This window comes from Halalkaliarchaeum sp. AArc-CO, from assembly GCF_024972735.1.
Lineage (GTDB): Archaea > Halobacteriota > Halobacteria > Halobacteriales > Haloferacaceae > Halalkaliarchaeum.
On record NZ_CP087723.1, the window covers coordinates 2567866 to 2593921 of the forward strand.

24 protein-coding genes and 1 tRNA gene are annotated in these 26056 nt (G+C 66.5%); 13 read left to right on the plus strand and 12 right to left on the minus strand.

What is annotated here, in order from left to right; genetic code table 11:
- Positions 1–343 precede the first annotated feature (343 nt).
- A tRNA-Val gene (locus tag AArcCO_RS13495) sits at positions 344–416 on the minus strand.
- Between the two features lie 94 nt (positions 417–510).
- On the opposite strand from AArcCO_RS13495, the gene AArcCO_RS13500 reads away from it, so the two are divergent.
- A complete protein-coding gene (locus tag AArcCO_RS13500; protein ID WP_259534023.1) occupies positions 511–1023 on the plus strand; it encodes a DUF192 domain-containing protein in 513 nt (170 codons plus the stop codon).
- Between the two features lie 43 nt (positions 1024–1066).
- Positions 1067–2785, plus strand: coding sequence for a rhomboid family intramembrane serine protease (locus AArcCO_RS13505; RefSeq protein WP_259534024.1), 1719 nt, complete (start codon positions 1067–1069; stop codon positions 2783–2785).
- A gap of 26 nt (positions 2786–2811) precedes the next feature.
- Here AArcCO_RS13505 and AArcCO_RS13510 read toward each other — a convergent pair whose 3' ends face one another.
- The 8 genes from AArcCO_RS13510 to AArcCO_RS13545 form a co-directional block, all read right to left on the minus strand.
- Positions 2812–4407, minus strand: coding sequence for a preprotein translocase subunit SecD (locus AArcCO_RS13510; protein WP_259534025.1), 1596 nt, complete (start codon positions 4405–4407; stop codon positions 2812–2814).
- Positions 4404–5276 carry a protein translocase subunit SecF gene (gene secF, locus AArcCO_RS13515; protein ID WP_259534026.1) on the minus strand — a complete coding sequence of 291 codons (873 nt, stop codon included), beginning with the start codon at positions 5274–5276 and terminating at the stop codon, positions 4404–4406. The genes AArcCO_RS13510 and secF overlap by 4 nt, the downstream gene beginning before the upstream one ends.
- Positions 5277–5335: 59 nt before the next feature.
- Positions 5336–6172, minus strand: coding sequence for an agmatinase (gene speB / locus AArcCO_RS13520; RefSeq protein WP_259534027.1), 837 nt, complete (start codon positions 6170–6172; stop codon positions 5336–5338).
- A complete protein-coding gene (locus tag AArcCO_RS13525) occupies positions 6172–6549 on the minus strand; it encodes a translation initiation factor IF-5A (RefSeq protein WP_259534028.1) in 378 nt (125 codons plus the stop codon). The genes speB and AArcCO_RS13525 overlap by 1 nt, the downstream gene beginning before the upstream one ends.
- An 85-nt stretch (positions 6550–6634) precedes the next feature.
- Positions 6635–6871 (minus strand): hypothetical protein, encoded by a 237-nt coding sequence (locus AArcCO_RS13530; RefSeq protein ID WP_259534029.1) that lies wholly within the window; start codon positions 6869–6871, stop codon positions 6635–6637.
- Positions 6868–7953 carry an aminotransferase class I/II-fold pyridoxal phosphate-dependent enzyme gene (locus AArcCO_RS13535; RefSeq protein ID WP_259534030.1) on the minus strand — a complete coding sequence of 362 codons (1086 nt, stop codon included), beginning with the start codon at positions 7951–7953 and terminating at the stop codon, positions 6868–6870. Before AArcCO_RS13535 ends, AArcCO_RS13530 begins: the two co-directional genes overlap by 4 nt.
- A gap of 24 nt (positions 7954–7977) precedes the next feature.
- A complete protein-coding gene (locus AArcCO_RS13540; protein WP_259534031.1) occupies positions 7978–9681 on the minus strand; it encodes a sensor histidine kinase in 1704 nt (567 codons plus the stop codon).
- 88 nt (positions 9682–9769) lie between these two features.
- Entirely contained in the window at positions 9770–10402 is a 633-nt protein-coding gene (locus AArcCO_RS13545) for a metal-dependent hydrolase (RefSeq protein ID WP_345780891.1), read from the minus strand.
- A 133-nt stretch (positions 10403–10535) separates the two neighbouring features.
- Between AArcCO_RS13545 and AArcCO_RS15930 the strand changes: the two genes are divergently transcribed.
- The 7 genes from AArcCO_RS15930 to AArcCO_RS13580 all read left to right on the plus strand — a co-directional run bounded on the left by AArcCO_RS15930 (position 10536) and on the right by AArcCO_RS13580 (position 20708).
- On the plus strand, positions 10536–11840 hold the full coding sequence (locus AArcCO_RS15930; protein ID WP_321170489.1) for a DUF2238 domain-containing protein: 1305 nt from the start codon (positions 10536–10538) through the stop codon (positions 11838–11840).
- A gap of 219 nt (positions 11841–12059) precedes the next feature.
- Positions 12060–14456, plus strand: coding sequence for a hybrid sensor histidine kinase/response regulator (locus tag AArcCO_RS13555; RefSeq protein ID WP_259534033.1), 2397 nt, complete (start codon positions 12060–12062; stop codon positions 14454–14456).
- Between the two features lie 129 nt (positions 14457–14585).
- On the plus strand, positions 14586–15557 hold the full coding sequence (locus tag AArcCO_RS13560; RefSeq protein ID WP_259534034.1) for an AAA family ATPase: 972 nt from the start codon (positions 14586–14588) through the stop codon (positions 15555–15557).
- Between the two features lie 33 nt (positions 15558–15590).
- Complete coding sequence (locus AArcCO_RS13565) at positions 15591–16694, plus strand: DUF58 domain-containing protein (protein ID WP_259534035.1); 1104 nt, start codon at positions 15591–15593, stop codon at positions 16692–16694.
- Positions 16691–18997, plus strand: coding sequence for a transglutaminase TgpA family protein (locus AArcCO_RS13570; RefSeq protein ID WP_259534036.1), 2307 nt, complete (start codon positions 16691–16693; stop codon positions 18995–18997). The genes AArcCO_RS13565 and AArcCO_RS13570 overlap by 4 nt, the downstream gene beginning before the upstream one ends.
- Before the next feature lie 48 nt (positions 18998–19045).
- Entirely contained in the window at positions 19046–19339 is a 294-nt protein-coding gene (yciH, locus tag AArcCO_RS13575) for a stress response translation initiation inhibitor YciH (RefSeq protein ID WP_119815488.1), read from the plus strand.
- A 145-nt stretch (positions 19340–19484) separates the two neighbouring features.
- Positions 19485–20708, plus strand: coding sequence for an ArsA family ATPase (locus AArcCO_RS13580; RefSeq protein ID WP_259534037.1), 1224 nt, complete (start codon positions 19485–19487; stop codon positions 20706–20708).
- A gap of 23 nt (positions 20709–20731) precedes the next feature.
- Here AArcCO_RS13580 and AArcCO_RS13585 read toward each other — a convergent pair whose 3' ends face one another.
- On the minus strand, positions 20732–21556 hold the full coding sequence (locus AArcCO_RS13585) for an SDR family oxidoreductase (protein WP_259534038.1): 825 nt from the start codon (positions 21554–21556) through the stop codon (positions 20732–20734).
- A gap of 135 nt (positions 21557–21691) precedes the next feature.
- Here AArcCO_RS13585 and AArcCO_RS13590 point away from each other — a divergent pair, with 135 nt between their 5' ends.
- On the plus strand, positions 21692–22042 hold the full coding sequence (locus tag AArcCO_RS13590; protein WP_259534039.1) for a hypothetical protein: 351 nt from the start codon (positions 21692–21694) through the stop codon (positions 22040–22042).
- Between the two features lie 59 nt (positions 22043–22101).
- Complete coding sequence (locus AArcCO_RS13595; protein WP_259534040.1) at positions 22102–22488, plus strand: hypothetical protein; 387 nt, start codon at positions 22102–22104, stop codon at positions 22486–22488.
- Between the two features lie 6 nt (positions 22489–22494).
- On the opposite strand, the gene AArcCO_RS13600 is transcribed toward AArcCO_RS13595, so the two are convergent.
- Both AArcCO_RS13600 and AArcCO_RS13605 read right to left on the minus strand, forming a co-directional pair.
- Positions 22495–23736 (minus strand): DNA double-strand break repair nuclease NurA, encoded by a 1242-nt coding sequence (locus AArcCO_RS13600; protein ID WP_259534041.1) that lies wholly within the window; start codon positions 23734–23736, stop codon positions 22495–22497.
- A gap of 45 nt (positions 23737–23781) precedes the next feature.
- Entirely contained in the window at positions 23782–25122 is a 1341-nt protein-coding gene (locus AArcCO_RS13605) for a dihydroorotase (protein WP_259534042.1), read from the minus strand.
- Positions 25123–25223: 101 nt separating this feature from the next.
- Between AArcCO_RS13605 and AArcCO_RS13610 the strand changes: the two genes are divergently transcribed.
- Together AArcCO_RS13610 and AArcCO_RS13615 are read left to right on the plus strand one after the other, a co-directional pair.
- The gene (locus AArcCO_RS13610) at positions 25224–25736 is read left to right on the plus strand and encodes a 2Fe-2S iron-sulfur cluster-binding protein (protein WP_259534043.1); all 513 of its coding nucleotides are present in this window, start codon (positions 25224–25226) and stop codon (positions 25734–25736) included.
- Positions 25737–25828: 92 nt separating this feature from the next.
- Positions 25829–26038 (plus strand): hypothetical protein, encoded by a 210-nt coding sequence (locus tag AArcCO_RS13615; RefSeq protein WP_259534044.1) that lies wholly within the window; start codon positions 25829–25831, stop codon positions 26036–26038.
- Positions 26039–26056: the final 18 nt, after the last annotated feature.

Below are 26056 nucleotides of genomic sequence, written 5' to 3' on the forward strand. Positions count from 1 at the left end.
GATCGGCTCGGAGACGGCTCGGCTCCGGGACGACGTGGCTCAGGGACGGCTCGGCCCCGGGACGACGTAGCTCGGAGACGGCTCGGCTCCGGGACGACGTGGCTCGGGCGGATTCGAACCTCACTCGCTCCCGTTCGCTCGCTTCGCTCGCTCACCTCCCGCTCGCTGGTTCGAATCCGCCCGAGCCAATTTCTGGGACGAACGAAGTGAGTCGCAGAACTGTATGCGAGGGCGGTTGAGCCCTGAAAGACGCAGCGTCGAGTGAAACGAGACGACCGTCTTTCTCCGGTTCGAATCCGCCTCGCAGAAATACTCGGCCCTCGCTGACGCTCGGGCACTCGTATGGGCTCGGGCGGATTCGAACCGCCGATCTCGTCCTTGTAAGGGACGCGTCATAACCACTAGACCACGAGCCCGCATTCGAACCCACCCGCCCCGAGCGAATAACGCTTTCCTTCTGGAGCGAAACCGGACGACACGCTCATACGTCGGTCGCCCCACGATTCCCCCGTGAACGAACGGGCCCTCGGTGCTGCCGTTGTCGTCGTCCTCCTCGTCGCAGGGATAGCGGTCGGGATGAGTCTCGGGCTGCACGAGCGGGGCGACTACGAGTGGACCACAGTCACGATCGAGAACGCCGACAGCGGGGACCGGCTCGCCACTGTCGACGCCCGAATCGCCGACACCCGAGAAAAACGCTACACTGGGCTCTCGAACACCGACGACCTCGCTCCCGACGAGGGGATGTGGTTCGTCCACGACGAGCCGGGCACGTACGACTACATCATGCGAGACATGTCGTTCCCGATCGACATCGTCTTCGTCGACGAGAACGGGACGATCACGACGATCCACGAGGCACCCGTCGAAGAGGACCAGTCGTCGCTCACCACCTACACCGGCTACGGACAGTACGTCCTCGAAGTGAATCTCGGATTCACCGACGAACACGGCATCGAAGAGGGCGATCTGGTAGTCGAACCGATCCACTCCCCCGCCGACGACCGCGACGAGACCACCTGACGCGACCGACCCCTTCAAGGGAACGGGGCGACACAGTCGGGGTATGGTTCCGGAGTGGCTCCCGCTCCAGCGGCTCGCGGTCGTCGCTGCCGGCCTCCTCGCGTTCGCCATCGTGTACGCGATCGACCGACCGCAGGGAGCGTGGGGTCGAAAACTCCGCTCCCGGTTGTTGTTCGGGATCCCGTGGGGCACGCTCGTTTCCCTCGGGGGGGTCCTCCTCGTGTACCTGTTCGTCCAGGGCGGTGCCGAAAACTGGTACAATCCGGTGGTGGTGCCGTTCCGGGCGTGGTCGTACTTCTACCCGCTGGGGATGGTGACGGCGGGCTTTTCCCACGCGAGTGCGGGCCACCTGATCGGCAACCTGCTGGGTGCACTGGTGCTGGGCACGCTCGCGGAGTACGCCTGGGGCCACTTCCCCCAGTCGAGAGGCTCCTCGTCGTTCGAATCGTGGAAAACGAACCCGTACGTCCGTGCGTTCCTGATCGTCCCCGGGGCGGTTCTCGTCGCCGGACTGCTCTCGTCGCTTTTCGCCGTCGGTCCGGTGATCGGCTTTTCGGGCGTGGTCTTCGCATTCGGGGGATTCGCGCTGGCCTTCTACCCGCTGGGGACGATCGTCGCCCTGGCGGCGAGTACGCTCGTCCGACTGGTGTACAACGCGATGCGACATCCGGAACTCGTCGCCAGTGCAGATTGGGTGTATCAAACACCCTCGTGGGCGACGATCGCGATCCAGGGCCACGCGCTCGGGCTGTTCGTGGGACTTCTCGTCGGATTGTACCTCCGACGCCGTCGGGGTGATCTCCCCTCGGCGCTCCGGCTCGGGACCGGCGTGTTACTGTACGGCGCGACGCGGTCGTTGTGGGCGGTGTACTGGTACCGCGGCGGCGAGACGTACGTGCTCTACCGGGCGATCGGCCTGGCGCTCGTGATTCTGCTCGCGACGCTCGTGGTCCTCGCCGGAGCCACTCGCGACGAACCGCTGTCGATTCCGTCGCTTCCGACACCCTCGTCGCTTCCGTTCCTCTCGTCGTCTCCGTTCCGCCTCTCGCTCCCCTCGATCCCGGTGTCGAACCCGATCGCGGGCGTGTCGCCGGCGGCGATCGGCTTCGTACTCCTCCTCGTGGGCGCGGCGATGATCGCCGGGCCGGCGATCCCGGTGAACCTCGTCACCGCCGACGAGGAGCCGCTTCCGGGCGATCCGATCGAGGTGCGTGACTACCAAGTGACCTACGCAGAGGGTGTCACCGACGGGATGGTCGACGTGATCGACGTCGATCTGTTCGGCGAAACCACCGCCGTCGAGACCTCGGGAGTAATCGTGAAGAGCCAGGAGCGACACCTCTGGACCACTGCAGCCTCGAAGAATCGCCTGCAAGGCTCCGGGCAGGAACAGATCGGGCTCGGCGGGCTCGGCTGGCGCGACTCGGTGACCGCCCACCGGACGGGCTGGCAGGTCGTCGGCGGGGACCGCGTCTACCGGGTGGAGCTCGAACACGACGGGGACCGCCGTGTCGCGTTTACCTCGACGGGATCCCACGCCCAGCCACGCGTGGACGGGCGGAACGTCACGGTCGTCTCCTGGGAGGACGGGTTCCACCTGCTTGTCGCCCACGACGGCGGGATCGAGACGGTGCAGATCCCCGAGCAAAACGAATCGGTCGACGCGATGGGCGTGCAGTTCGTCCGCGAAGAGGACGACCTGTTCGCAGAACGCGGCGAAACGCGGGTTCGAATCGCCGCAAAGGAGACGTACCGGCGCTGAACCGAATCCGGGAGCGACGGCCGCGTTCAGCGATGGGTGAGACCCCGCCGGAGGATGTCCCCGTACGCGGGCCGGGTGATCAGCACACCGACCAGCACGCCCAGGATGGTGAAGATCGCGAAGCCGGAGAGGTCACCCAGCGAGAGAATCATCAGCGGTGACATCGCGATGATCGTGGTCGCGGCGGCGGCGCCGATCACCCAGAACGCTCGCCTGAACCGCGAGTCGAACACCTTCCTGGATTTCACCTCGCCCTCGCTCATCACCTCGTCGGCGATAATCACGAGGTCGTCCACCCCCGTACCGACCACGGCGATGAAGCCGGCGACGACTGCCAGATCCACCGGATACTGAACCAGCGCGGCAAACCCGAGCAGGATGTACACTTCCGAGAACGCGGTCACCGTCATCGGGAGCGCGACCTTCGGGTTCCGGTAGCGGAGGAACACCATGCCTGCGACCGCAATCACAGCGAGGGCCCCGATGATCACGCCGAACAGCCGGAAGTTCTCACCCTGTGTCGGAGAGATGAACGACGAGGTTCCCTGTTCGATCCCCAACTGGGCCGGGATCGCACCCGCGCGGAGGTTCAACGAGATGCGCTGGGCGTCCTGGAAGTCGGTCGCCATCAGCCGGAAGCCGGGATCGTTCGCCCACGAGCCTTCACGCATACTCTCTGCAAGTCCCGGCTGCATCCCGAACGCGTTGACGACCTCGCCGTCGACGACGAGCAGGAGGCACGGGTCCTGGGTCTCGCCGACGCCGTCGTCACTGAAGTAGGTACACTGCGACCCGCCCGGTTGCGCGACGCCCAATTCTGCGGCGGCGTCCTGGAACCGCTCGGCCGCCGGGTTGCCTTCTTCGTTGACGACTGACACCGGCACGTACGGCCGGTCCGATTCGTCGCGCTGGGCGGTCCCGATGTTCTCGAAGTCGTCCTGCACCAGCACGGAGCGTTCGGTCGAGTAGCCGTCCTCGGCCTCATCGTCGGGGTAGTAGATGTCGATCCGGACCGTCCCGCGCTCCTCGATGAGTTCGATGACGTCGCTTCTGTCCTCGCCCGGCACCTCGATCAGCAGGAAGTGTTCGCCTGCGCCGGGGTCGAACACCTGGCGGACGCTCCCGCCCGAGAGTCCGGCCTCGTTGATCTTCCCGTCGATCACCCGGATCGCTGCGTCACGGGTTTCGTCGGTGACGCCCGGCGAGATCGAATCGTACTGGTAGCCGGCTGCCTCGAGCGCGACCGCGAACTCCTCTTCGGTGACGCCAGCGTCTGTCACCTCGACCTCGCCCCCGTCCTCGGTGCGTTGTTCGACGTTGACGTCGGTCGAGTCGGTGTCCGGCAATTCGTTCGCGACGTTCTGGGCGACCTGTGAGGGGGTGTCACCCCCGAATTCGACGCCGTCGGCGACGAACCCGAGAAGCGGCGCACGGATCCGCGTCCCGCCCGCGAGATCCAGCCCGTACTGGAGGTTCGTCAGCCCTTCGGACGCCTGCTGTTCGACGTCGTCACCCTCGACGACGTCGGGAGATTCCGGTGCCATCGTCGGCGAGAACAGCGCGAACGTCGCTGCGAGTATGAAAACGGCGAGCAGCAGCAGTCGCCAGTTCTCCTTGATCATCGTTTTACCCCCCGGAACTTGTACCAGCGAAGCAGCGTCACGTTCATCAGATAGGTGTTCATCAGGTCCGCGAACAGCCCGACGACCAGGATAATCCCGATGTCACGGAGCAGATCCACCCCGAGAATCGTCGCGGCGATCGCCATCACCGTCATCGCGGCGATAGAGGTGATCGTCATCGTCACGCCGGTGCGCATCGCCCGGTGAACCGACTCGTAGAAGTCACCGGTCCGGCGGAGCACGCTGTTGTTCAACAGGATGTCGGAGTCGACGCTGTACCCGATCAACATCAGGAGTGCCGCAACCGTCCCCAGCGTCAGATCGATCCCGAGAAGATTCATCATCGCAATCGGGATCACGATGTCGGAAAACGCCGAAGCGACGACTGCCACCGAGGGGATGAACGTCCGGAACAGCGCGAACACCAGCACCGCCATCCCGAGGAACGCGATGCCGACGCCGGTGACCGCGAGTTGACGGGTGTCTGCCCCGAAGCTCTCGCTCACTTCGTCTAACCCGCGTAACTCGAAGCCGGCGGCTTCAACCTCCGATTCGATCGTCGACGCGTCGGTGACGCCGGCGCGGAACGTCACCACGTACACGTCGTCGCCGGGGATCGACCGGATCGTGTCGGGCTCCGCCGAGAACGCCTCCTCGATCGCCGCGTCGGGATCCTCGACGTCGTCCATGGCGATCCGCACCTCCGTCCCCCCCGTAAACTCCAGCCCGTAGTTCGCGGGGGCGCCGGTCAGCAGATACCAGCCACCGACGATCAAAAGCGCGAGCGCGAGAACAGCGAGCGGAACCACCAGGAGCTGGCGGTTCGAATACTCGGTGTAATCGACCTCCGGTACCCGCAGTTCGACCATAAACGCGTCTGCGAGTTCGCATTGAATAAGCCTTCTCGTTTTCCGGCGACACGGCCGCGTTATCGGCTATTGGCGGCGTGTCCGTAGACGAACTCTCGCAACAGTTTCCCGGCCAGCGCCGCCGCCTGGCCGTCGTCGCGATCGTTCACCTCGACGACGTCGAATCCGTCGGACCGGGGCGCCACCGCTCGGACCGCGTCCCGCATCTCGCGGGGCGTCAGGCCGAACGGCTCCATCGTTCCCGTCCCCGGCGCGTATCCGGGATCCGCGCCGTCGATGTCCACCGAGAGGTAGACGGAGTCGACCTCCGCGAGTTCGTGTTCCCCCGCGTCCATCGCCGTGATCCACTGCCGGGTCTCTTCGGGAGACACGACGGTCACGTCGTCCGCCTCGGCGCGATCCCACTCCTCGGGAGAGCCGGTTCTCGCGCCGACGACGACGAGCCGGTCGGCGTGCCCCTCCTCGAGCGCCCGGCGACAGACGCAGGCGTGGCTCCACTCGTCGCCGGCGTACGCGTCACGGAGATCCAGGTGAGCGTCGAGGACGACGAGAACGTCCGGCTCGACGGCGGCGACGCCCGCGTACGTAACCGTATGCTCCCCGCCCACAACGAGCGGCACCGCGTCCTCCCAGACGACGTCCCGCAGGGTCCCCTCGAGGAACTCGAGGTAGTCGGGGACGTCAGACCACGCGTGGACATCGCCGGCGTCGTGCACCGAGAGATCAGTGAAAAACTGGTCCGTCCGCCGGTCGTAGTCGTCGTACGTCTCCGCAAAGCGGCGGATCCGGTCGGGACCGAAGCGGGTCCCGGGCTGAAAGGTCGTCGTCGCGTCCAGGGGCGCACCGACGATCGCGTACTCCGCCGCCTCGCGGTCGGCCGACGCGCCGGGGAACATTATCCGACGATCTTCCGCTGGTCCTCGTACTCGAGGTACTCGATGGTGTCGTCCGAGGAGAACGATTCGTCCTCGGGTATCCGCATGGTGAACGTCTCGTAGGTGTCCAGGTCCATCACCTGGGCGTCGTCGCCAGTCACCGAGACGACCTGCCCCTGCTTCCGCTCGATGATCGGCACCCACACCTTCGCGTCGACCGGCTGGGAGAACGATCGCTTCTTGCCATCGAAGACGCCACGTCCCTCGACTCTGGCCTTCGCACTGCCGTGTTTTCCGGGCTTTGCGGTGCTGTAGGCGTTGATCTTGCAGGGTGTGTCGTCCATCATCACGTAGCTGCCTTCCTGGAGATCGCGAACCTGCTTTTGCTCTTTCGGCATACACCGTCGTTTTGCCGGCGGTAGTATAAACGGTTTGATCGTCGACGTGCGGGCCCCTCCGTCGACTTTCGGCACTGTTCGTCGCCTACAGTTCGGGTTCGTACTCCTCGTCGTCGCCTTCGGGGAGCAGATTTCCTGTCCGGAGATAGCTCGTCGCCATCAGCGCCAGGAATCCGGCAGCGATCGCGACGATCGTCCGGCCGGGAAACTCCAGACCGACGGCGTTACCCGCGAGGTTCACGACGATCAACGTGACCGCACCCGCCCCGAGCGCGATCGACTCCTCCGAAAGGTCGTCGAATCGGTCCGGGAAGAGGCTCATTGGGGCTCCCCGCGGTTCACGATCGCCTTCGAGACGTGCGAGAGTCCACGCTCCAGTTCGGAGGTGGGAAGCCCGAACCCGATCCGGAAGTAGTCGTCGTGACCGAACAGCTCCCCGGGGGCGAGCACGACGCCCTCCTGTTCGACGACGGTTCGACAGAAGTCGGTGCTCGACTCGAACCCGTCCGGGACGGTGACGAAGCCGTTGACCCCGACCGGATCGTACCAGGAGAGACCGTGGCGATCGATCCAGTCGGCGACGATCTCCCGGTTTTCGGCGGCGAGTTCGCGGTTCTCCGACAGGATCTCCGCCTCCCGTCGACCCAGCGCCTGTTTTGCGACGTGCTGGCCGAACAGCGACGGCGAGATGGTGGTGTAGTCCTTCCAGTTCCAGGCGGCGTCGATCACCGATCGATCGCCGACGAGCCAGCCGAACCGCAGACCCGCCAGCCCGTACGCCTTCGTGAGGCTCGTCGTCGACAGGCCGTACTCGCCCATGCTCGCAGCCGGGGGCAGCGGGTCCTCGGCGAGCAGCCGATACACTTCATCACACAGCAGGTACGCGTCGTGTGCGGCGGCAACGTCGTACAGTTGCTGGATGATCTCCTCGCCGTGATACCGTCCCGTCGGGTTGTTCGGGTTGTTCACGACGACGACCGCGGTGTCGTCGGTGATCGCCTCCCGGACCGCGTCGACGTCGAGTGCCCACCGCGGTGGCTCGAGTGGGACCGTCGTTACCGAACCGAACGCCTCCGGAACCGAGTACAGCGCCTGGTAGGTCGGCGTCACCACGACAGCGTGGTCGCCGCCGTCGCCCCCCAGAAGCGAGAGGAACGCTAGAACGTTCGCCTCCTGGGTCCCGCAGGTGAAAAGGACCTCCTCGGCCGATCGATCGTAGCGTTCCCCCACCCGGGCACGGAGCTCCGGATCGCCGTTCGTGGGGATCACATAGCCCAACTCGCCCGGATCGAGATCGAACCGGGAGGCGGAAAGCGACCGGATCCCGCTTTCGGCGAGCATGATCTCGGCGTCGTGTTCGTACTCCGCGAACCAGCGTTCGAGGCCGAACGGGGCAATGTCCATACGGACGTGTGTGCGGAGACGAGGTTAATTCGTTCGGGACTGGCCGCAGTCGGCGGAAGCGTCCCCGTCGGCGACCGGGAGCGAGAGGGTGACGACGGTACCTCGCGGCTCGTTGTCCCCGATAGAGAGCTCGCCGGCCGAGAGCGACGCAGTCCACTGTACAAGCCACAGCCCGAGACCGCTGCCGTGGACCAGATCCGTCTCCGCCCGGGAGCTCAGGATCTTCCGTTCCGGCTCCGGGATTCCGGGACCGTCGTCGGCGATCCGGATGGAGATCAGTTCGCCGTCGGGTTCGACTCGAACCGTCACCCGGGGCGAGGAACAGTCGTGATGTTCGACCGCGTTCTCGATCAGTTCCGCGACTGCCAGCTCGAACAGCTCCAGGTCGACGACGCTCACCCGGTCATCGGGGTCGGCACGTTCCGGGAGTTCGACCGCGATATCCGCGTGCGGATACCGCCCCCTGGCGTCGGAAACGACGCGATCCACGACGTCGGTCGCCGACGCCTCCACCGCGCTGTCGCGACCCTGGAGCGTTTGCTCGACGTGGCGCGCCTTCTCGGAGAACTCGACGACTCGCCTCGAACTCTCGATTGCAGTTTCGACGTGCTCGACGCTGCCCCCTGTCGACCGACGCTCCAGCAGCTCCAGGTGTCCGAGAACGACGTTCAGTTCGTTGCGGACGTTGTGTCGGAGGATCCGGTTGAGCACGCTGATCCGCTGTTCGTGCTCGGTGACGTCGGTGACGTCCTGGAGATAGACGATCCGCCCGATCTCGCGGTCTCGCCCGTCGGTCAGTGGCGTCGATCGCGGACGGAACCGACGTTCCTCCCCCCCGTTTTCGACGACGAGCTCGCCGCCGTCGGAGACGACGTTCGACGACAGGAGCTCGTCTGCGGGCTGTCCGACGGTGATCCCGTCGAAGATGCGTCCGGCGACCGGATTGAAGTCCCTGACCTCGCCGTCGGGACCGACGACCACGACCCCATCCTCGAGCGCTTCGACGAGCCGGTCCCGGGCGACCGGCCGGAGCGACAGCAAGTCGAAGTAAAACAGCGCCAGCGCGAACACCAGCCCGGAGACGGCCAGTGCCGTGGTGGTGAGATCGACCGTCGGCTCGGGCCCCATTCCGAAGTTCATCGCGACGTTCGTCGCCAGGGGGACGAAGGCGGCGACGAACAGCAACACCGCCTGCTTGCGATAGACGGATCCCGATCGGGCGATCGCGATGGCGTACACCACCAGACCCAGAACCGTAATCGAGTACAGATAGCCGAGGCTGATCCAGTACAGCGGGCCGAACTCCGGGACCAGAACCGTCGCGCCACCGACCGTCGCGATCGAAAGCGACTCCCAGAACAGACCGTGAGACGGGTTCGTCCACACCGCTGTGACCGTAATTGCGGGGACGATCGAAAGAAGCGCGTAGGACCGTCGGGAGAGCCACCGCTCGTAGCCGGCATAGCGGAGCGCCACGACGAGATACGCCACGGGCGCGAGAACGGTTCCGGGGTAGCGGAGCTGGTGCCAGAACGTGACTTGCTCGACAGTAGCATAGCCGAGCGCAACGCCGTGGGGGAGAGCCCACGCTGCGGCCGCGAACATCAACGCTGCCAGCGGCCAGGCCATCGGATCCGGCCGCTGCCGGAGCGCTGCGAACCCGACTGCGAGCGCCACGACCGAACTCCCGAACACGACGGCCGAGAGCGCCGAAACGGTCCATCCCATCGATGTTGGGTTTATTTCTCCGAAGACGTGTAATAATTGTTTTTAACTCTCGATTGACACGTGTTGCGCGTTCGAGCAGCTCCGTCCGCTATCGGGACCTCGGAGATTCCACGGCGTCGACGTCGGAGAGATACCGGTCCGGGACGTAGGGCCGAACCGTTGTCGGAAGCAGATCCGCGACGACCGGTGCCAGATCGGCGAGTCGACGCCGGAGAAGCGTGTACGCGAGTGCAATGACGAGAGCAGCGATTACGATCAACTGGAGCGTCGTATCGACGGCATAGAGAAGTGGGAGAGCAAGCGCCGCCGACAGCACGAGGTCTTCCGGGGAGCCGTCGTAGCGGATCGCCCGGCGGGGCGGGATCCACCGCCCCCGGAAGTGGTCGTAGACCGCCCGCGTCGAGTTCCCCTCCCAGGGTCGCAGTTCGAGCCCGCTCCCGAACACGTCACTGACAGCGTGCAGGGCAGCCCCCAGGAGGAACAGCGCCACCGCGACCGTCACCGCCGACGGGAAGACGACCGCCGAAAGCGCCGCGGGGACGGCAGCGACGCTGTAGTACACGGGGTAATGCAGCGTCTTCCGGTGGCCGGCGTACATGTCCAGGTCGGGGACGATTCCCCCGAGCAACCCGGCCACGAGCCCGACGGGCGCTAGCTCCGGCGCGACCGCGAAAAGCGGCAGCGCCAGCGCCATCCCGGCGAGCGCGTGGGTTGGAAGCATCATCCTGTCGTATCTATGGCGACACGTATTTATCAGGGTGTCGAATGTGACTGTAATTCACACGCAGAGTAAGCGACGAAACGGGCTCGACACCCCCAACGGTTAGGAAATCCCCCCACGTCGATGCGAACGTATGGCGGCGACAGACAGGCTCGGGGGAACGCTGCTGGAGAGCCGGCACAATGCGGCCCTCTTTTGGATACTCGTCGGCGTACTGGCCGTCTTCGCCATCGAACGTGTCGCGATCGCGGGGGACGTCCGGACGGGGGTGTTGGCAGCGGTGCTCGTCGCGATCGCGGTGGTTCCGCCAGTCGCCTTCCGGGATCCGACGGTGACGCTCCCGTGGGAGCTGATCGGGATCGCCTGTCTGCCGCTCGTGTGGGAGCTCCTCGTGGGCGTGCCGTTCCGGACCGACGTCGTGCCCTACGTGGCCGTCGCCGTCGTTTCCCTATTGCTCGCTGTCGAACTGCACGCGTTCACGCCGGTCCGGATGACCCACCGGTTCGCGATCGCGTTCGTGACGCTCGCGACGATGGCTGCCGCCGCAGTGTACAACGTCGGCCAGTGGCTCTCAGACGTGCTGTTCGGGACCGCGTTCCTGCTGGACGGCCGCAATCCAGACGTCGTGAACGCGGTCGTGATGATCGAATTCGCCTACGCGACGATCGCAGGGGTACTCGCCGGGGTCGCGTTCGCGTTTTTCTTCGAGCGTCGCGTCTCTCCCGCGAGCGAACGGACGTACGTTCCCCCGTACTCGGCGGCCGAGGAACGCGAGCGTCGGGCGGCCGTCGAGGGAAAGACCCTCGCCCGGCGGCTGCACCTGTCGGAACGAACGCAGCGTCGACTGACCCGGGGGATGCAGATCGTCCTGGGGGTCGTGCTCGCGTACGGGCTCTGGACGTTGCACTTGCCGACGATCGCCAACGCTGCAGTCGCACTCGCGATTACGTTCGTGCCGGCACTGCTCGAACGCGATCTCGAGCTGCCGATGGATCCCGGCCTGGTGCTGTGGATCACGGCCGCGGTGTTCCTCCACGCCCTGGGGTCGGCTGGGCTGTACGACGCAGTCGGGCCGTGGGATCACCTGACCCACGCCCTCTCGGCGTCGGTCGTCGCCGCCGCCGGCTACGCGGGGTTCCGGGCCATCCACCTCCACACCGACGCAGTGCACCTCCCGCCGACGTTCATGGGGCTGTTGATCGCGGTGTTCGTCCTCGCGGCGGGGGTCGTCTGGGAGCTGCTCGAGTTCGCCATCGACCAGTTCGCGATCCGGGCGGGCATCCCCGCCGTGCTCGCCCAGCACGGGATCGGCGACACCATGGTGGATCTGCTTTTCAACCTCGTCGGCGCGTTCGTCACGGCGGTCTGGGGAACGGTGTATCTCGCCGACGTAGCCGACTCGATGTCCGAGCGGTTCGAGGAGTGGGGAAAGCGGTGACTACACTCGGACGTCCAACAAAGTGATTCTGGCGACGTCCGACAGGACCGAGACGCCCTAAAAGCCCGGCAGGCGGCCACCATGAAATGGACCACGGGACAGGCAAACCCGACGTTGGAGACGAGACGAGCGACCAGGTTCGCGGGCGGCCCTCAGCGGAGCAAACCCGGGTTGCACGGAGGGAATCCTTTTTAAGCTGGCCGGGTGGAGTAAGGTGCAATGGATGGGCCGATCCGGGTTCTCCACGTCGACGACGAACCCGACTTCGCCGAGGTTGCCGCCGAGTTTCTGCGACGGCGGGACGGACGGTTCGAGATGATGATCGAAACCGATCCCGCGGCGGCTCTCGAACGGCTGTCCGAGGAGAACGTCGACTGTGTCGTCTCGGATTACGAGATGCCGAGCCTCGACGGGCTCGAGTTGCTCGAGCGCATCCGCGAGCAGTATCCCGACTTGCCGTTCGTGCTGTACACCAGCGAGGGGAGCGAACAGCTCGCCAGCGAGGCGATCTCGGCTGGCGTGACCGACTACCTCCAGAAGGAGTCGGGGACCGGCCAGTACGCGATCCTCGCCAATCGGATCGAAAACGCCGTCGAGCAGTACCGGGCGCGCCGGATCCTCTCGGAACGCACCCGCCAGCTGGAGCGTCTCTACGGCAACCTTCCCGGAATAGTGTACCGATGTAAAAACGAGCCCGGATGGCCGATGGAACATCTCGGCGGGGCCGTCGAGGAGCTCACCGGCTACGCCGCCGCCGCGATCGAGTCGGGGGCGGTGAGCTGGGGCGACGAGGTGGTCCATCCCGACGACAGCGAGGAGACGTGGGAGGACATACAGGGAGAACTCGACGAAGGGGACTCCTTCGAGACGACCTATCGGATCGTGACGAAGGAAGGCGAAACGAAGTGGATGTGGGAACAGGGAACCGCGGTGAGTGTCGATGACAGTGCCAGGGCGAGCGACGGCGGAGTGGTCGACGGCGGTCGGGAGGGTGGCGACACCGGAGGCGAATCCCTCCTCCTCGAGGGGTTCATCACCGACGTCACCGACCAGCGCCAACACGAACGAAAGCTCCAGCGGGCGTTCGACGAAGTTGAAGGGATCCTGGAGGGGTTGAACGACGCGGTCTTCCTCCACGACCTGGACGGAACGATGCTGTACGTCAACGACGCGGCGGTAGACCGACTGGGGTATTCCCGGGAGGAACTGCTGGAGATGACACCCAGAGAGTACGCCGTCTCGATAGGCGACGACGAGTATCAGCGGCGGCTCGAGGAACTGAAATCGGAGGGTTCGCTCGTGTTCGAGACCGTCCACCTGACCGACGACGGCGAGCGCATCCCCGCCGAGATCAACGCCACGATCACGACGTATCGGGGCGAACAGGCCGTGCTCAGCGTGGCCCGGGACGTCACCGAACAGAAGCGACGGGAAGCCGAACGACGGCGGCGGAACGCCAGGATCACGGCACTGCACGACGTGGCGACCGAGATCGGAACCAGCGAAACACGGGAGGAGGTGTACGAGGAGGTCGTGAACGCGGCCGAGGACATCCTCTCGTTCGACATCGCCATCGCCGACGCGGCCGAGGGCGACACGCTGCTCCCGATGGCCGTCTCCTCGGAGATTTCGACCGACCAGTACTACGACGAAACCGACGTCGACGCCGACGACAACCTCGCGGCGAGAGCCTACCGGACCGGCGAGTCCTCGGTGGTCGAGGACCTGATGACGCGCGACGCCGCACCCGCCGACACGGCGTTCCGGTCGGCGATCACGGTCCCGATCGGCGATCACGGCGTCTTTCAGGCGGTTTCGACGACCCCGGGCTCGTTCGACGACGACGATCTCGAACTGGTGGAACTGCTCGTGGCACACGCCACCTCCCGGCTCGAACAGCTCGATCGGACACGGCGTCTCCGCCGGCGGACCCAGCAGCTCAAGCGCCAGAACGAACGGCTCGACGAGTTCGCCTCGATCGTCTCCCACGACCTCCGGAACCCCCTGAGCGTGGCCAGCGGCCGGCTCGATCTCGCTCGGGAGGAGTGTGATAGCCCGCACCTCGAGGACGTTTCCCGGGCACTCGACCGCAGCGAGGCGCTGATCGAGGACCTCCTGACGCTCGCCCGGAAGGGAACCGGAGTCGACGAACTCGAACCCGTCGACCTCGGGGAGATCGCCGAGGGATGCTGGACCAACGTCGAGACCGACGACGCGACCGTCCGCGTCGAAACCGGTCTCACGGTTCGAGCCGACGAGAGCCGCCTCCGACAGCTGCTCGAGAACCTCTTTCGCAACGCCGTGGAGCACGGCTCCACGAGCAGTCAGCCGGGTGCTGACGACGCGGCGGAACACGGCGATGGGAGCGTGACAGTGATCGTCGGCGACCTCGAGACCGGCGACGGCTTCTACGTCGAGGACGACGGACCGGGGATCCCGAGCGGAGAGCACGAACGAGTGTTCGAAACCGGCTACACGACCGCGAACGACGGGACCGGACTCGGACTGTCGATCGTCCGGCGGATCGCCGAGGCCCACGGCTGGGAGATCACCGCGACCGACGGCGAGACCGGCGGGGCTCGCTTCGAGGTGTCCGGCGTCGAAACCGCAGACTGAGCCCCGGAAACGTTAGGCCGGTTCGCTCCGTACCCGACGTATGGACTGGCGTGACGTACCATGCGACCGCTCCCGTGACCTCTCGCAAGACATATCCGACGAGAGACACGAAAACTGGTAGCGAATAGCATGACAGATGCTACCAACCCCGCCGAAGCGCCGGTCGGCGAGACGACGACGCTGTCGGCACCCGAAGCGTCGACGCTCGCCGATCGGATCGCAGAGAACGTCGGTCGGGTGATACTCGGAAAGGAGGAAGCGATCGAGCACGTGCTGGTGACGGTTCTCGCCCGGGGGCACCTGCTCTTAGAGGACGTTCCCGGCGTCGGGAAGACGATGCTCGCGCGGGCGTTCGCCCGGTCGGTCGACTGTTCGTTCAAGCGGGTGCAGTTCACTCCCGACCTGCTCCCCTCGGACGTCACCGGCTCGAACGTGTACAACCGGAAAACCGGCGACTTCGAGTTCCGTCCCGGGCCCGTGTTCGCGAACGTGGTCCTGGGCGACGAAATCAACCGGGCACCGCCGAAAACCCAGTCGGCGCTGCTGGAGGCGATGGAGGAGTCGCAGGTGACCGTCGACGGGGAGACCCGTCGGCTCCCGGATCCGTTCGTGGTGATCGCCACCCAGAACGACGTCGAGCCGGGACGGACCTACGACCTCCCGATGGCCGAGATCGACCGGTTCACGAAGAAACTCCGGATCGGCTACCCGTCCGAAAGCGAGGAGACGGAGATGCTCGAGCGGCTTCGGGGCCGACACCCGATCGAGTCGATCGACTCGGTCGCCACCACCGAAGAGCTTCGACAGGCCCGCGAGACCGCGAGCCGGATCGAGGCCGCCGAACCCACCCGGTCGTACGTCTCCCGGCTGACCCGGTTCACCCGGGAGCGGGCCGGGCTCGGTGCGAGTCCCCGGGGCAGCCTCGCGTTGCTGCGGGCGTCCCAGGCACGAGCCCTGCTCGAGGGGCGGGAGTTCGTGGTTCCCGACGACGTCCAGACGGAGGCACCGAGCGTGCTCGCCCACCGGATCCGTCCGGAAACCGGCGGGACGACCGGCCGCGAGATCGTCGAGGAGGCGCTCTCGTCGGTCGCCGTCGAGTAATCCGGCCTCCGACCGACAGCGCAACCGACCGGAATGCTCCCAGACCGCTTCACCCCCGAGATCCGACCCACCCGCCGCGGGAGAAGCGTCGTCGCCGTCTGCCTGTTCGCGGCGGCGATGGCGTGGATCGCGGGGCCGCGCGCGCTCAACGCCGTCGTCGCCCCTGGAATCGTCGGGCTCGCGGCCGCCTACCTCCAGCTTCGCGGTCTCGAGGCGCCGCGGGTCGTTCGCGACCTCCCACCGGACGCTCACGTCGGCACGACCCACGAGCTTCGGCTGCGGTTTGCCGACGCCGGCGAGGCGGCCGCTGGCCTCTCGGATCCGTTCCTCGCCCGGATCACCGAACGCGTCGACGACGGGCTCGAACTCGAACAGCCCGCCGTCGAGGCCACGGTCGGCACGGGGGAGGTCCGGTTCGACGTGACGTACCGCCGTCGCGGCGAGCGGTCGCTCGGACCGACGGAGCTGGTCGCGACCGACGTGTTCGGGCTGCTGTCCCGGGAGTTCGACTGCGAACCCGTCGACAGCGTGCTCGTGTATCCGGAGCGGCATCCGATCCCGGAGCAGTTCCGGTTCGGACTGTACGACCACGAGGACGTCGGCACGAGCCGCCAGCGGGACGAGTTCGACCAGCTTCGCGAGTACGAGGAGGGGGACTCGCTCCGGGACATCCACTGGCCCGCCACCGCACGGAAGGACGAGTTGATCGTAAAGGAGTTCGTGGCCGACGTGCAGGGGCCCAGCGTCTCGATCAGCGTCGGCGGTCGAGGGGCCGACCGAAACGCGACGGCGGCGACCAGCGTCGCGCTCGCGCTGCTGGAGGACGGGCTTCCGGTCGCTCTCTCTGCGCCGAACGGGCGCGTCGAGACGTTCCCCGGCGGCGACCCACGCCAACTCCTCGAGCTCCTGACGCGACTTCCCCGCGGGGAGGTTCCCGATCCGGACGCAGACGTCGTGATCGAGGGGACACACAGGCGGACGCAGATCAGAACAGACGGAGAGACACACCGGTTCGACCAGCTCCGCGAGGCGGTCGCCCCCGGATCCGTCGACGACCGAACCGAAAAACCGGCAGAAATGCGAACCGGGAAACCGACTCCCGGAGCCGTGCCGGCAGCCGACGGGGGTGAACAATGACGGACCCGCTCGCCGACCGATCGGAACGGGTGCGGCGGTGCCTCCGGCGGGGAGTCGACGCGGTCCTCGACCCGCAGCCGTTCGCGATCGAACCGCCGTTCGTCGGGGTGTTGCTGGTGCTTTCGGCCGCGCTGTGGGAGTTTTACGGCGTCGTCGACGTTGTCGGCGGCGTCCCGCAGTTCCTCGTGACGGTGGCAGCGACCGTCGTCGTCGCCGTCGTGGCTGCAAGGGTGATCTCTCCCCGGGCCGGGCTGTGGATCGGCACCGGGCTGTTCGCCGTCGGAAGCGCCGTGTACCTGCTGGCCGTGCCTGCGAGCCAGCGCGCGTTGTTCACGCTCCCGCAGCTCGTGTTCGACACCGTCTCCTTGCTCTCCGGACTCTCGGTGCTCCGGCTTGCAGAGCCGACCTCGTGGGTGCTCTCGATGGCGCCGGTTCCGGCGTTCCTCGCGGTGTACGCCGGGCTCCGGGGGCGGTACACGCTCGCGCTGATCGCGCCGGGGGGTGCCCTCGGGTTTTTCGTCCTCACGGGCGATGCGGGTACGGCGGTGACGCTTTTGGGCACCCTGGGGGTCGCGCTCGCGTTCGGGCTGGACAGCCTCTCGGTTCCCGGCGGGCTCGAGACCAAGCGAGGGACCCTCGGCGCCGTGCTCCTCGCGATGCTTCTGGTGACGAGCACCCTGACGGTCGTACCCGGCGGCGCGGCGGGACCGTTCGTGGTGGACCGGGGAACCAGCGGGCTGGAGTCGACGCTGTCGGCCGACGAGGAGGAACTGACGATCGTCGGATCGGTCCGACTCTCACAGGAGGTTCGCTTTACCGTCGAAAGCGACGAGCCGGCACAGTGGCGCACGGGCATCTACGACGAGTACACCGGCGACGGGTGGACGCGAAGCGGGGAGACGACGCTGTACGACGGTGAGCTCGACGGACCGCCCGGCCCCACCGAACGCGTCACCCAGGACGTGACCGCCCGAACGGAGATGGGCGTGTTCCCGGCGGCCGCACAACCGGTCGCTCTCGAAGGACCTACCGCACAAAACGCCCGAGTGACCGATCTCGGCGGCATCCACCCCTCGGTGACGATCCGGGACGGCGAGACCGTCCGGATCGAGAGCGAACGGCTGCGATCCGAGCCCGAGGAACTTCGAAACGCCAGCACGGACTACCCCGAAGAGATCGAAGCGAAATACACCGACCTTCCCGAAAGCACACCCGATCGCGTCGGCGAACTGACGGCGGAGATCGTCGACGAGGCCGACGCCGACAACCCGTACGACGCCGCGGTTGCCATCGAGCAATACCTCGAAGAGAACAAGCGCTACTCGCTGACTGTCGAACGTCCCTCCGGGGACGTCGCCGACGCGTTCCTCTTCGAGATGGACGCCGGCTACTGTACCTACTACGCGACGACCATGACGGCGATGCTACGCTCACAGGACGTCCCTGCGCGGTTCGTCACCGGCTACACGACCGGCGAGCGGATCGGCGAACACGAGTGGGCGGTTCGGGGACAGAACGCCCACGCCTGGGTCGAGGTGTACGTTCCCGAACACGGCTGGGTCGAATTCGACCCGACCCCGAGCGATCCCCGCGACAGCGTCAGGGACGCCAGGCTGGTCGAAGCCCGCCAGGGTGGCGTCGAGGGCGTCGACGTCGAGGGATCCGGTCCCGAGGAGTGGACGCCCGACGACGACATCGACGGCGAGATCGACGACGACATCGACGACCCGGCTGAAACCGAGCCCGGCGACGATCCCGAAGTCGACGACGTCCTCGATCCGGACGCCGACGATCCCGCCGACGCCGGCGGCGTCCAGCCCGTCTCGGGCGTCGATCAACGCGAGTTCGAGGACGTCGGTGCGGCACCCGGACTCGACGAACCCGGCGACGAGGAGCGGACACTCCCATCGCGTGACGACGTCGGATACGGCGCCTTGCTGCTGTTCGGGGTCGCCGTCGCGATCCGTCATCGGGGATGGGATCGCCGGGCGTACCGGGGAGTGTGGCTTCGATATCCGGTCCGGCGGCGTGATCCCGAAACCGACGTCCATCGGGCGTTCGCCCGGCTCGAGTACCTGCTCGGCCGTCGGTACCGTCCCCGGCGCCGAACCGAAACGCCCCGGACGTATCTGACCGCGATGCGGCTCCGGGGTGCCGACGAACGGATCGAGGAGGTGTTCGACGCATACGAGCGGGCACGATACCGCGGTGACGTGTCCCGGGCGGAGGCCGACGCCGCGATCGAGACGGTCGAAGAACTCGCGTGGGAGTCGACGCCGGTGATTCGACGGCTCCGACGGTGAAACTTCCCGACACAGTTTAATATAGTCATCCTGTACATCCAGATTGTAATGTCGGAAGTCTGCTCGACGTGTGGGCTGCCCGAGGAACTCTGCGTCTGTGAAGACGTGGCCAAAGAGTCCCAGCAGATCAGCATCCGCATCGACGAGCGCCGCTACGGAAAAGAGGTAACGGTGATCGAAGGATTCGACCCGAAAGACGTGGACATGGACTCCCTGTCGTCGGATCTCAAATCGAAGTTCGCCTGCGGTGGCACCGTCGAAGACGACGCCATCGAGTTACAGGGGAACCACTCCGGCCGCGTCGAGGAGTTCCTCCGCGAAAAGGGGTTCAACGTAGCGTGATCGCACTGTAGCACACCCACACTCGAGCCGTTTTTTCGGTCGTCGCGTCGGAGAGCCGACGGTGAAGCAATCGCCCAGAACGATCTGTCGATCCGTTCGTCGGCGGACCGACGGGTACAGGTGGCTCCCGTCCCTCCCTGCGCACATGAGTGAAATCGACGTCGAGCCGGTCGATCGCGTCGAGGAGAGCAAGGAGTCCGACCGGGACGACGTTGCGAAACCGGTCGGCGAGTCGGAACCGATCGGCGAGTCAGAACAGGACAGAGAGAGAGACGAGGAACTCGACGTGGAGCCGACGACGGAACTGCCGGCCGGCGTCGACGCCCCGGAGTACGTGCTGTACGGCGGCAAGGGTGGCGTCGGGAAGACGACGATGGCAGCCGCGACGGCGCTGTCGTCGGCCGCCGGCGGGACTGCGACGCTCGTGGTGTCGACGGATCCGGCTCACTCGCTTTCCGACACGTTCGGCGTCGAGATCCCGTCGGAACCGACCCGCATCCGCGAGGACGTGCCGCTGTACGCCGCCGAGATCGACCCCGACGCCGCGATGGAGGCCGGGCTGTTCGGCGGCGGCGCGTTCGGGGGCGGCGGGGGCAGAGAGGACGACGGATTCGGCCAGGGAGACGCGTTCGCGGGTGCCGGCGGGGGCGGCAACCCGCTGGAGGAGCTCCTCGGCGGGGAGGGGCTCGATCCGCTTTTGGGCGGGACGATGCCGGGAGCCGACGAGGCCGCGGCGATGCAGCAGCTACTCGAGCATCTCGACGACCCCCGCTTCGACCGGGTCGTCGTCGACACCGCCCCGACGGGGCACACGCTGCGGCTGCTGCAGCTGCCGGAGATCATGGACTCGATGGTCGGAAAGATGCTGACGCTCCGACGGCGGCTCTCGGGGATGATGGAGGGGTTCAAGGGGATGTTCGGCGGCGGCGATGAACCGGTCGGCAACGAGGTCGATCTCGAACAGCTCCGCGAGCGAATCGAACGCCTGCGCGCCGTGTTGCGCGATCCCGACCGCACCGACTTCAGGGTCGTGTTGATCCCCGAGGAGATGAGCGTCGTGGAGTCCGAGCGCCTCGTCGCGCGCCTCGAGGAGTTCGGGATTCCGGTCGGGACGATCGTGGTCAACAGGGTGATGGAAGCGCCCGACAGGGTCGCCGGTGGGGATCGTGACCTCGACGACGACTGGCTGCTCGCACCGAACCACGAGAACTGCGCGTTCTGCCGGCGGCGTTGGGAGGTCCAGCAGGCTGCCCTGCGCCGGGCGACAGAGCTGTTCCGCGGCCGGGACGTGAAACGCGTCCCCCTTCTGGCCGGCGAAGTCAGAGGCGACGCCGCGTTGCGCGTGGTCGCCGCCTGCCTCGACGAATGAGATAGCCGTCCCGCCGCCCCCGACTACCCCACGAACCGGACGACCAGCTCGGTGAGTCGGTCGCGGACCGCGTCCGGGAGGAACCGCGCGAGCAGCGTCCCCTGTGCGACCGGCCCGACCGGATATCTGGCCCGGGGTTTCGTCGCGCTGGCGGCGTTGACGATGTCTTCGGCGACCCGCCCCGGCGAAACGGCGCCCGGACTCTCGCCGCCGAGCAGCCCGGTGTCCTCCCAGATCGCGTAGAACGGTTCGTACGCCTCGGTCCGATCGAGTCGAGAGATCTCCTCGTCCGCGCGGCGGCCGAACTGGGTTTCGACCGGGCCGGGCTGGATCACGACGACGTCGATCCCGTGAGCCCGGACCTCGTTTCTGAGCGCGTCGCTCATCGCCTCCAGAGCGAACTTCGATCCCGCGTAGATCCCCCCGATCGGGTACGACAGCCGCCCCGACACGCTCGAGACGTTGAGTATCGTTCCCTCGCCCTCCCGGCGCATGTGGGGCAACACCGCACGACACAGTCTGTGGACGCCGTGAACGTTGATCTCGTACTGGCGTTTGGCGTCCTCGACGGTGACGTCCTCGACCGGTCCGAACTGGGCGTAGCCGGCGTTGTTTACCAGACAGTCGATGCGACCCTCCTCGTCGAGTATTCGGTTGACGACGCGGTCGACGTCCTCGTCGTCGGTGACGTCCAGCGTCGCGAGCTCGCAGCCGCGTTCCCCGAGCGTCTCGATGTCGGCCGGGTTGCGCGCCGTCGCGTACACCGTCCATCCCTCTTCGAGGAACGCGATCGCCGTCGCTCGCCCGATCCCCGACGAACAGCCGGTGATGAGAACCGTCTCCTGCACACCGGAGGAATCGACCGGAAGGGGTATAATACCTGCCGCTCGCCGATGACCCCCGACGTCAGGACTCCCGTCCGGTCGCCAGCGAGTGCGTTTGCGGGAAATATTAATGTCGCCGTCACCCGACAGTAGCAACTGATGGCTGATCAGTCGAGCGAAACGACAACCGCGAATGAGGACACTCGGTTCAGCGGGGGTATGGAGACCATCAAGTCGGGGCTTGTGGGAGTCGGAACACTTCTGTTCGTGGTGGTGTTTTTCCCGGTGCTCGTGCTGGGGAGCGGCGCCGTACTAGTGTTCCTGACGTGGCCCCTGTTCCTCGGTGCGTTTCTGGAGTACGGATACTTCCCTGGATCCGGACTCTCCGGGAACGAGCCCGTGAGCACGATGTGGTATCTGGTGACGGTCGTGTGGCTGCTCGCGTTGACTGTGGGACCGTTCCTGTCGAAACGATACGGCGGGGTTCGGCTGCTCTCGACGGCAGGGTAGCTCCCGAAACTCCGGAAGGACGGAGGAAACTTAATATATATTAAAATCTAATATATGTTATGTATTCTGACGTCGACGAAGGCTCCGGGAAGCGACGAGCGAAGGGAAGCGACGGTGTCGTCGGGGCGATCAAATCGGGTGCCGTCGGCTTCGGGTCGCTGGCGTTCGTGGTCGTGTTTTTCCCGGTGCTCGTCCTGGGCAGCGCCGCGATACTGCTGTTTCTGCTGTGGCCGCTGTTCCTGGGAGCCCATCTGCAGTATGGCTACGTGCCCGGAACGAACGTGCGTGGACGGGAAACCGTCACCGCCGTCTGGTACCTGGCGACGTTCGTGTGGCTGGTCGGACTGGCGGTCGTTCCCCTGGCAGTCAGACGCTACTGGGAGTCACTCCAGCTTCGACGGGTCCGCTCGGTCACCGCCCGCCCGTTCCAGCCGCGCGCCCGCTAGGTCGGTTCAAAACTCCGTGACGTCCCAGCGGACGTCGTCGTAGGTGTGGAGCTGTTCGCTGTCGAACTGTTCTTCGAACTTTCGGCGGAGGGCGGCCTTCTCGCCGGTGCTGATCCGGGCCAGCTCGTCCGCCTTCGCAACCGCCTGCGGCGGTCCCCGGGCCGCGGCGACGTCCCCGACGATCTGATCGGTAAGCGCCGCCCGGACGTCGGGATCGCGCGTAAACGCCGCCGGCGCCTCGATCTTGTACAGGACGTCGTGACGGGGATCGTACAGCACGAAAAACGTCACCTCGTATGCGTCCGCCGGAAGCCGGCGATCGATTCCGAGCGCGTCGCCGTCGACCGAAAACGGCTCGTCGGCCCCGCCCCGCGAGCGGAACCAGCTGGTGAACGTGAGCACGTCCCTGTCGCGGTCTCCGTCCGTCCGTCGCTCCAGAAGCCGAGTGAATAAGCCGGCGTCGTCGGCCCACGGCGCCTCCACACCCTTCCCCGAGAGCGTCCGGACGATCCCGCGGCTGCTCGGGTTCTTCACGAACCCGACGAGCGGGACATCCCGCTCGAGGAACTCCTCGACCAGCCTGACGTAGTTTTCCACCACCGCCCGGGGTTTGGCCTCGCGGGCGAGCTCTCCGAGCTCGGGGTCGCGGTCCTCCCAGGTCAGCAGCTCCTTCGGGTAGATCGGCCCGTCGAGGATCAGGAGATCGGTGACCGTGTTCGCGTGCGTGAGCGCGTGGTCGCTTTCGGCCAGATACAGCGCCAGCGCGTGGACGACCCCCTCGGCGTACCGGTTCACCTTCGGGACGTGCAACACCCGGCGACGGCTGTAGCCGCCGTCGTAGGTCACCCACTCGAGGTCGTGGTCGACGGTCGTGTCGGCGGTGTGGACCGTCGCGACGAGGCTCCGCGAGCGGTGGAGGTCGAGATCGCTGGGCGTCGCGGCCATCGCAGCCTGCGCCACGTCGAGAACCAGCCCGTTCTTGAACGTCGTGGGATTGATCGTTCCAGAATCCAGCCCGTGAACCGGCTCGAAGGGACGGTCAGCGAGTGCGGCGTCGTCGATCGACACCGCATGGAGCTGCTGTTCGTCGACTGGTTCACAGACGATCCGCCCGCCGCGGCGCAGCGGGGAGAGCCACTCGGCCCACACCGTGGCCGCGAGGTCGTCGTGGTCGGCGTCGTCGACGTCCTCGGCGATCGCGCCTGCCAGTCGGGCGATGTTGTCGACGTGGATGGGATCGAGCGTCACGATCGAAGGAGAGATCGGCGGTGACTAAAAGCGTCGGGTCCCGACTCACTCACCGACCCTGACGTTCCTGCCGACGGCCGGCCCGAACGTCTCCGCGCCGGTCTCGGGATCCCGGGTGTACACGACTGTCCCCCGGACGACTGTGAGTTCCGGAAACACGCCCTGCAGTCCCTCGAACGGGGTCCACCCCGCCTTCGAGTGGAGCGCACCCGCCTCGATCTCCCGCGGACGGTCGAGATCGACGAGCACCAGATCCGCGTCGCGGCCCGGTTCGATCTTCCCTTTCCGAGGGATATCAAACACCTTCGCGGGGGTGGCTGCCACGAGATCCCGAACACGTTCGAGTTCGAGTTGTTCCTGCCGAACGGATTCGAGAAGCAGCGGCAGCATCGTTTCTACGCCCGGCACTCCGCTGGGCGCCTCCAGAAGCGAGCGGGTTTTCTCCTCGACAGTGTGGGGGGCGTGATCGGTGGCGACCACATCGACCGTCCCGTCGGCGAGGCGTTCGAACAGCGCCGCCCTACGCTCCTCGGACCGCAACGGCGGGTTCATCCGGCCGAACGTCCCCAGCCGGGGGAGGTCCTCCCGGGAGAGAAACAGGTGATGGGGCGTCACCTCGCAGGTCACACCGGCGTCGACGGCGGCGTCGACCCCCTCTGGCGTGGAGGTGTGGGCGAGGTGTACCGTCGCGTCGGCGTCGGCGGCGACCCCGACCGCGCGCTGGATCGCGTCGATCTCCGCCTCCGCCGTCCGGTAGGCGCTCCAGGCGTCGGCAGGGGCCGACCGGCCCACCGGAACGGAGGCTCCCTCGTCTGCACCGTCCTCGAGCGACTCGATCCCCGACTCGTCGAACAGGTCGGCGTTCTCGGCGTGGACGGTGACGGTCACGCCGGCATCCCGGGCACGTTCGACCGCGTCCGCAAACCGATCGGCGTCGATTCCCATCTCGCCCGTCGAATCCGCCAGGAACACCTCCCCGAGCGCGAAGATCGGCCGATCGAACAGCGCGTCGGGATCCCAGTCGGGCGTGACGCCGCCGTTGATGCCGTAATCGACCAGCGACGCCTCCGCGAGGGTGGCTTTCGCATCGAACCCCTCGCCGGTCGTCGTCGCCGGGTCGGTGTTGGGCTGGTCGACTACGGTAGTGACGCCCCCGGCGGCGGCCGACCGCGATCCCGTCTTCCAGGTCTCCTTGTGAGAGAATCCGGGCTCCCGGAAGTGGACGTGGACGTCGACGGCACCCGGAAACAGCAGTCGACCGTCAGCGGGGATCACCCGCTCGTCGGCGGCGGGCGTCAGGCCGCGTTCGACCGCCGCGATCCGTTCGCCTTCGATCTTGACGTCCCGGACGCGCCCGTCGACGAGCGCCGCGTCGGTGATCAGCATGGGTCCAGATACCGCCGGCTACAAGGTAAAGCGTCCGGATCGAACCACGGCCGTGGCCAGCCCGCCGATGGTTTTATTCGAACCGGTTCCCGTGTACGTCCATGGCAAGCGGGGAGGGATCGCAGCCACCGTACCGCGTCGAGTTCGTCCGCGACGACGGGAGCGTGGACACAGTCGAGACGACGGGCGAGCGGTCGCTTCTGGAGATCGCCGACCGGAACGCGATCGACATGCGCCACGGCTGCAGGAAGGGCAAATGCGTGAGCTGTACCGGTCTGCTGCTGTCGGGCGACGTGCGGTATCGAACTGAACCGGCCGCGCTCACCGACCGGCTCCGTCAGTGTGGATTCGTCCTGCTGTGTGTCGCAACTCCCGAGGACGACTGTCGCATCGAGGTCGGCCAGAGCGTGCTGGCGACCGCGTTCCCTGGGCTGTGGAGCTCCGAAGGACACGCCGGCGTTCCACAGCTGGAGATCGCCCGAACGGAGCTGACCCGGCTCGAGACTGTGGGAGCCGATCCCGCCGAATTCGATCACCTCGAGGGATCGCTCGAACCGTACGAAAACCTCCAGAAGATCAGAGAAGCCTACCGGAACGCTCGCGACCGCCGGTGACCGGGACTCTCGATCCCGACGCTCCCGCTGTCAACAGGTGGAGGATCACCGACCACGTGTGTTTATACCACACTAGACCGTTGTACGCTCGTATGTCGACTGAAACCCTCGAGTGTCGAACCTGTGGCGACGCCTGTGCCGACGGCGTGACCGTCGTCGAAAAGGATCCGCCGGGACAGTTGATCATGATGTGTGACCACACGACGGTTACGTTCGAGTTGTCGGAGTACGACGCCGATCATCTGCCGCCGGACGCGGAGCTTCCCGACGAATGGGTGCGGGAAGCCGCCGCCGAGTCGTAGCCGTTCCGGTCCGACCGG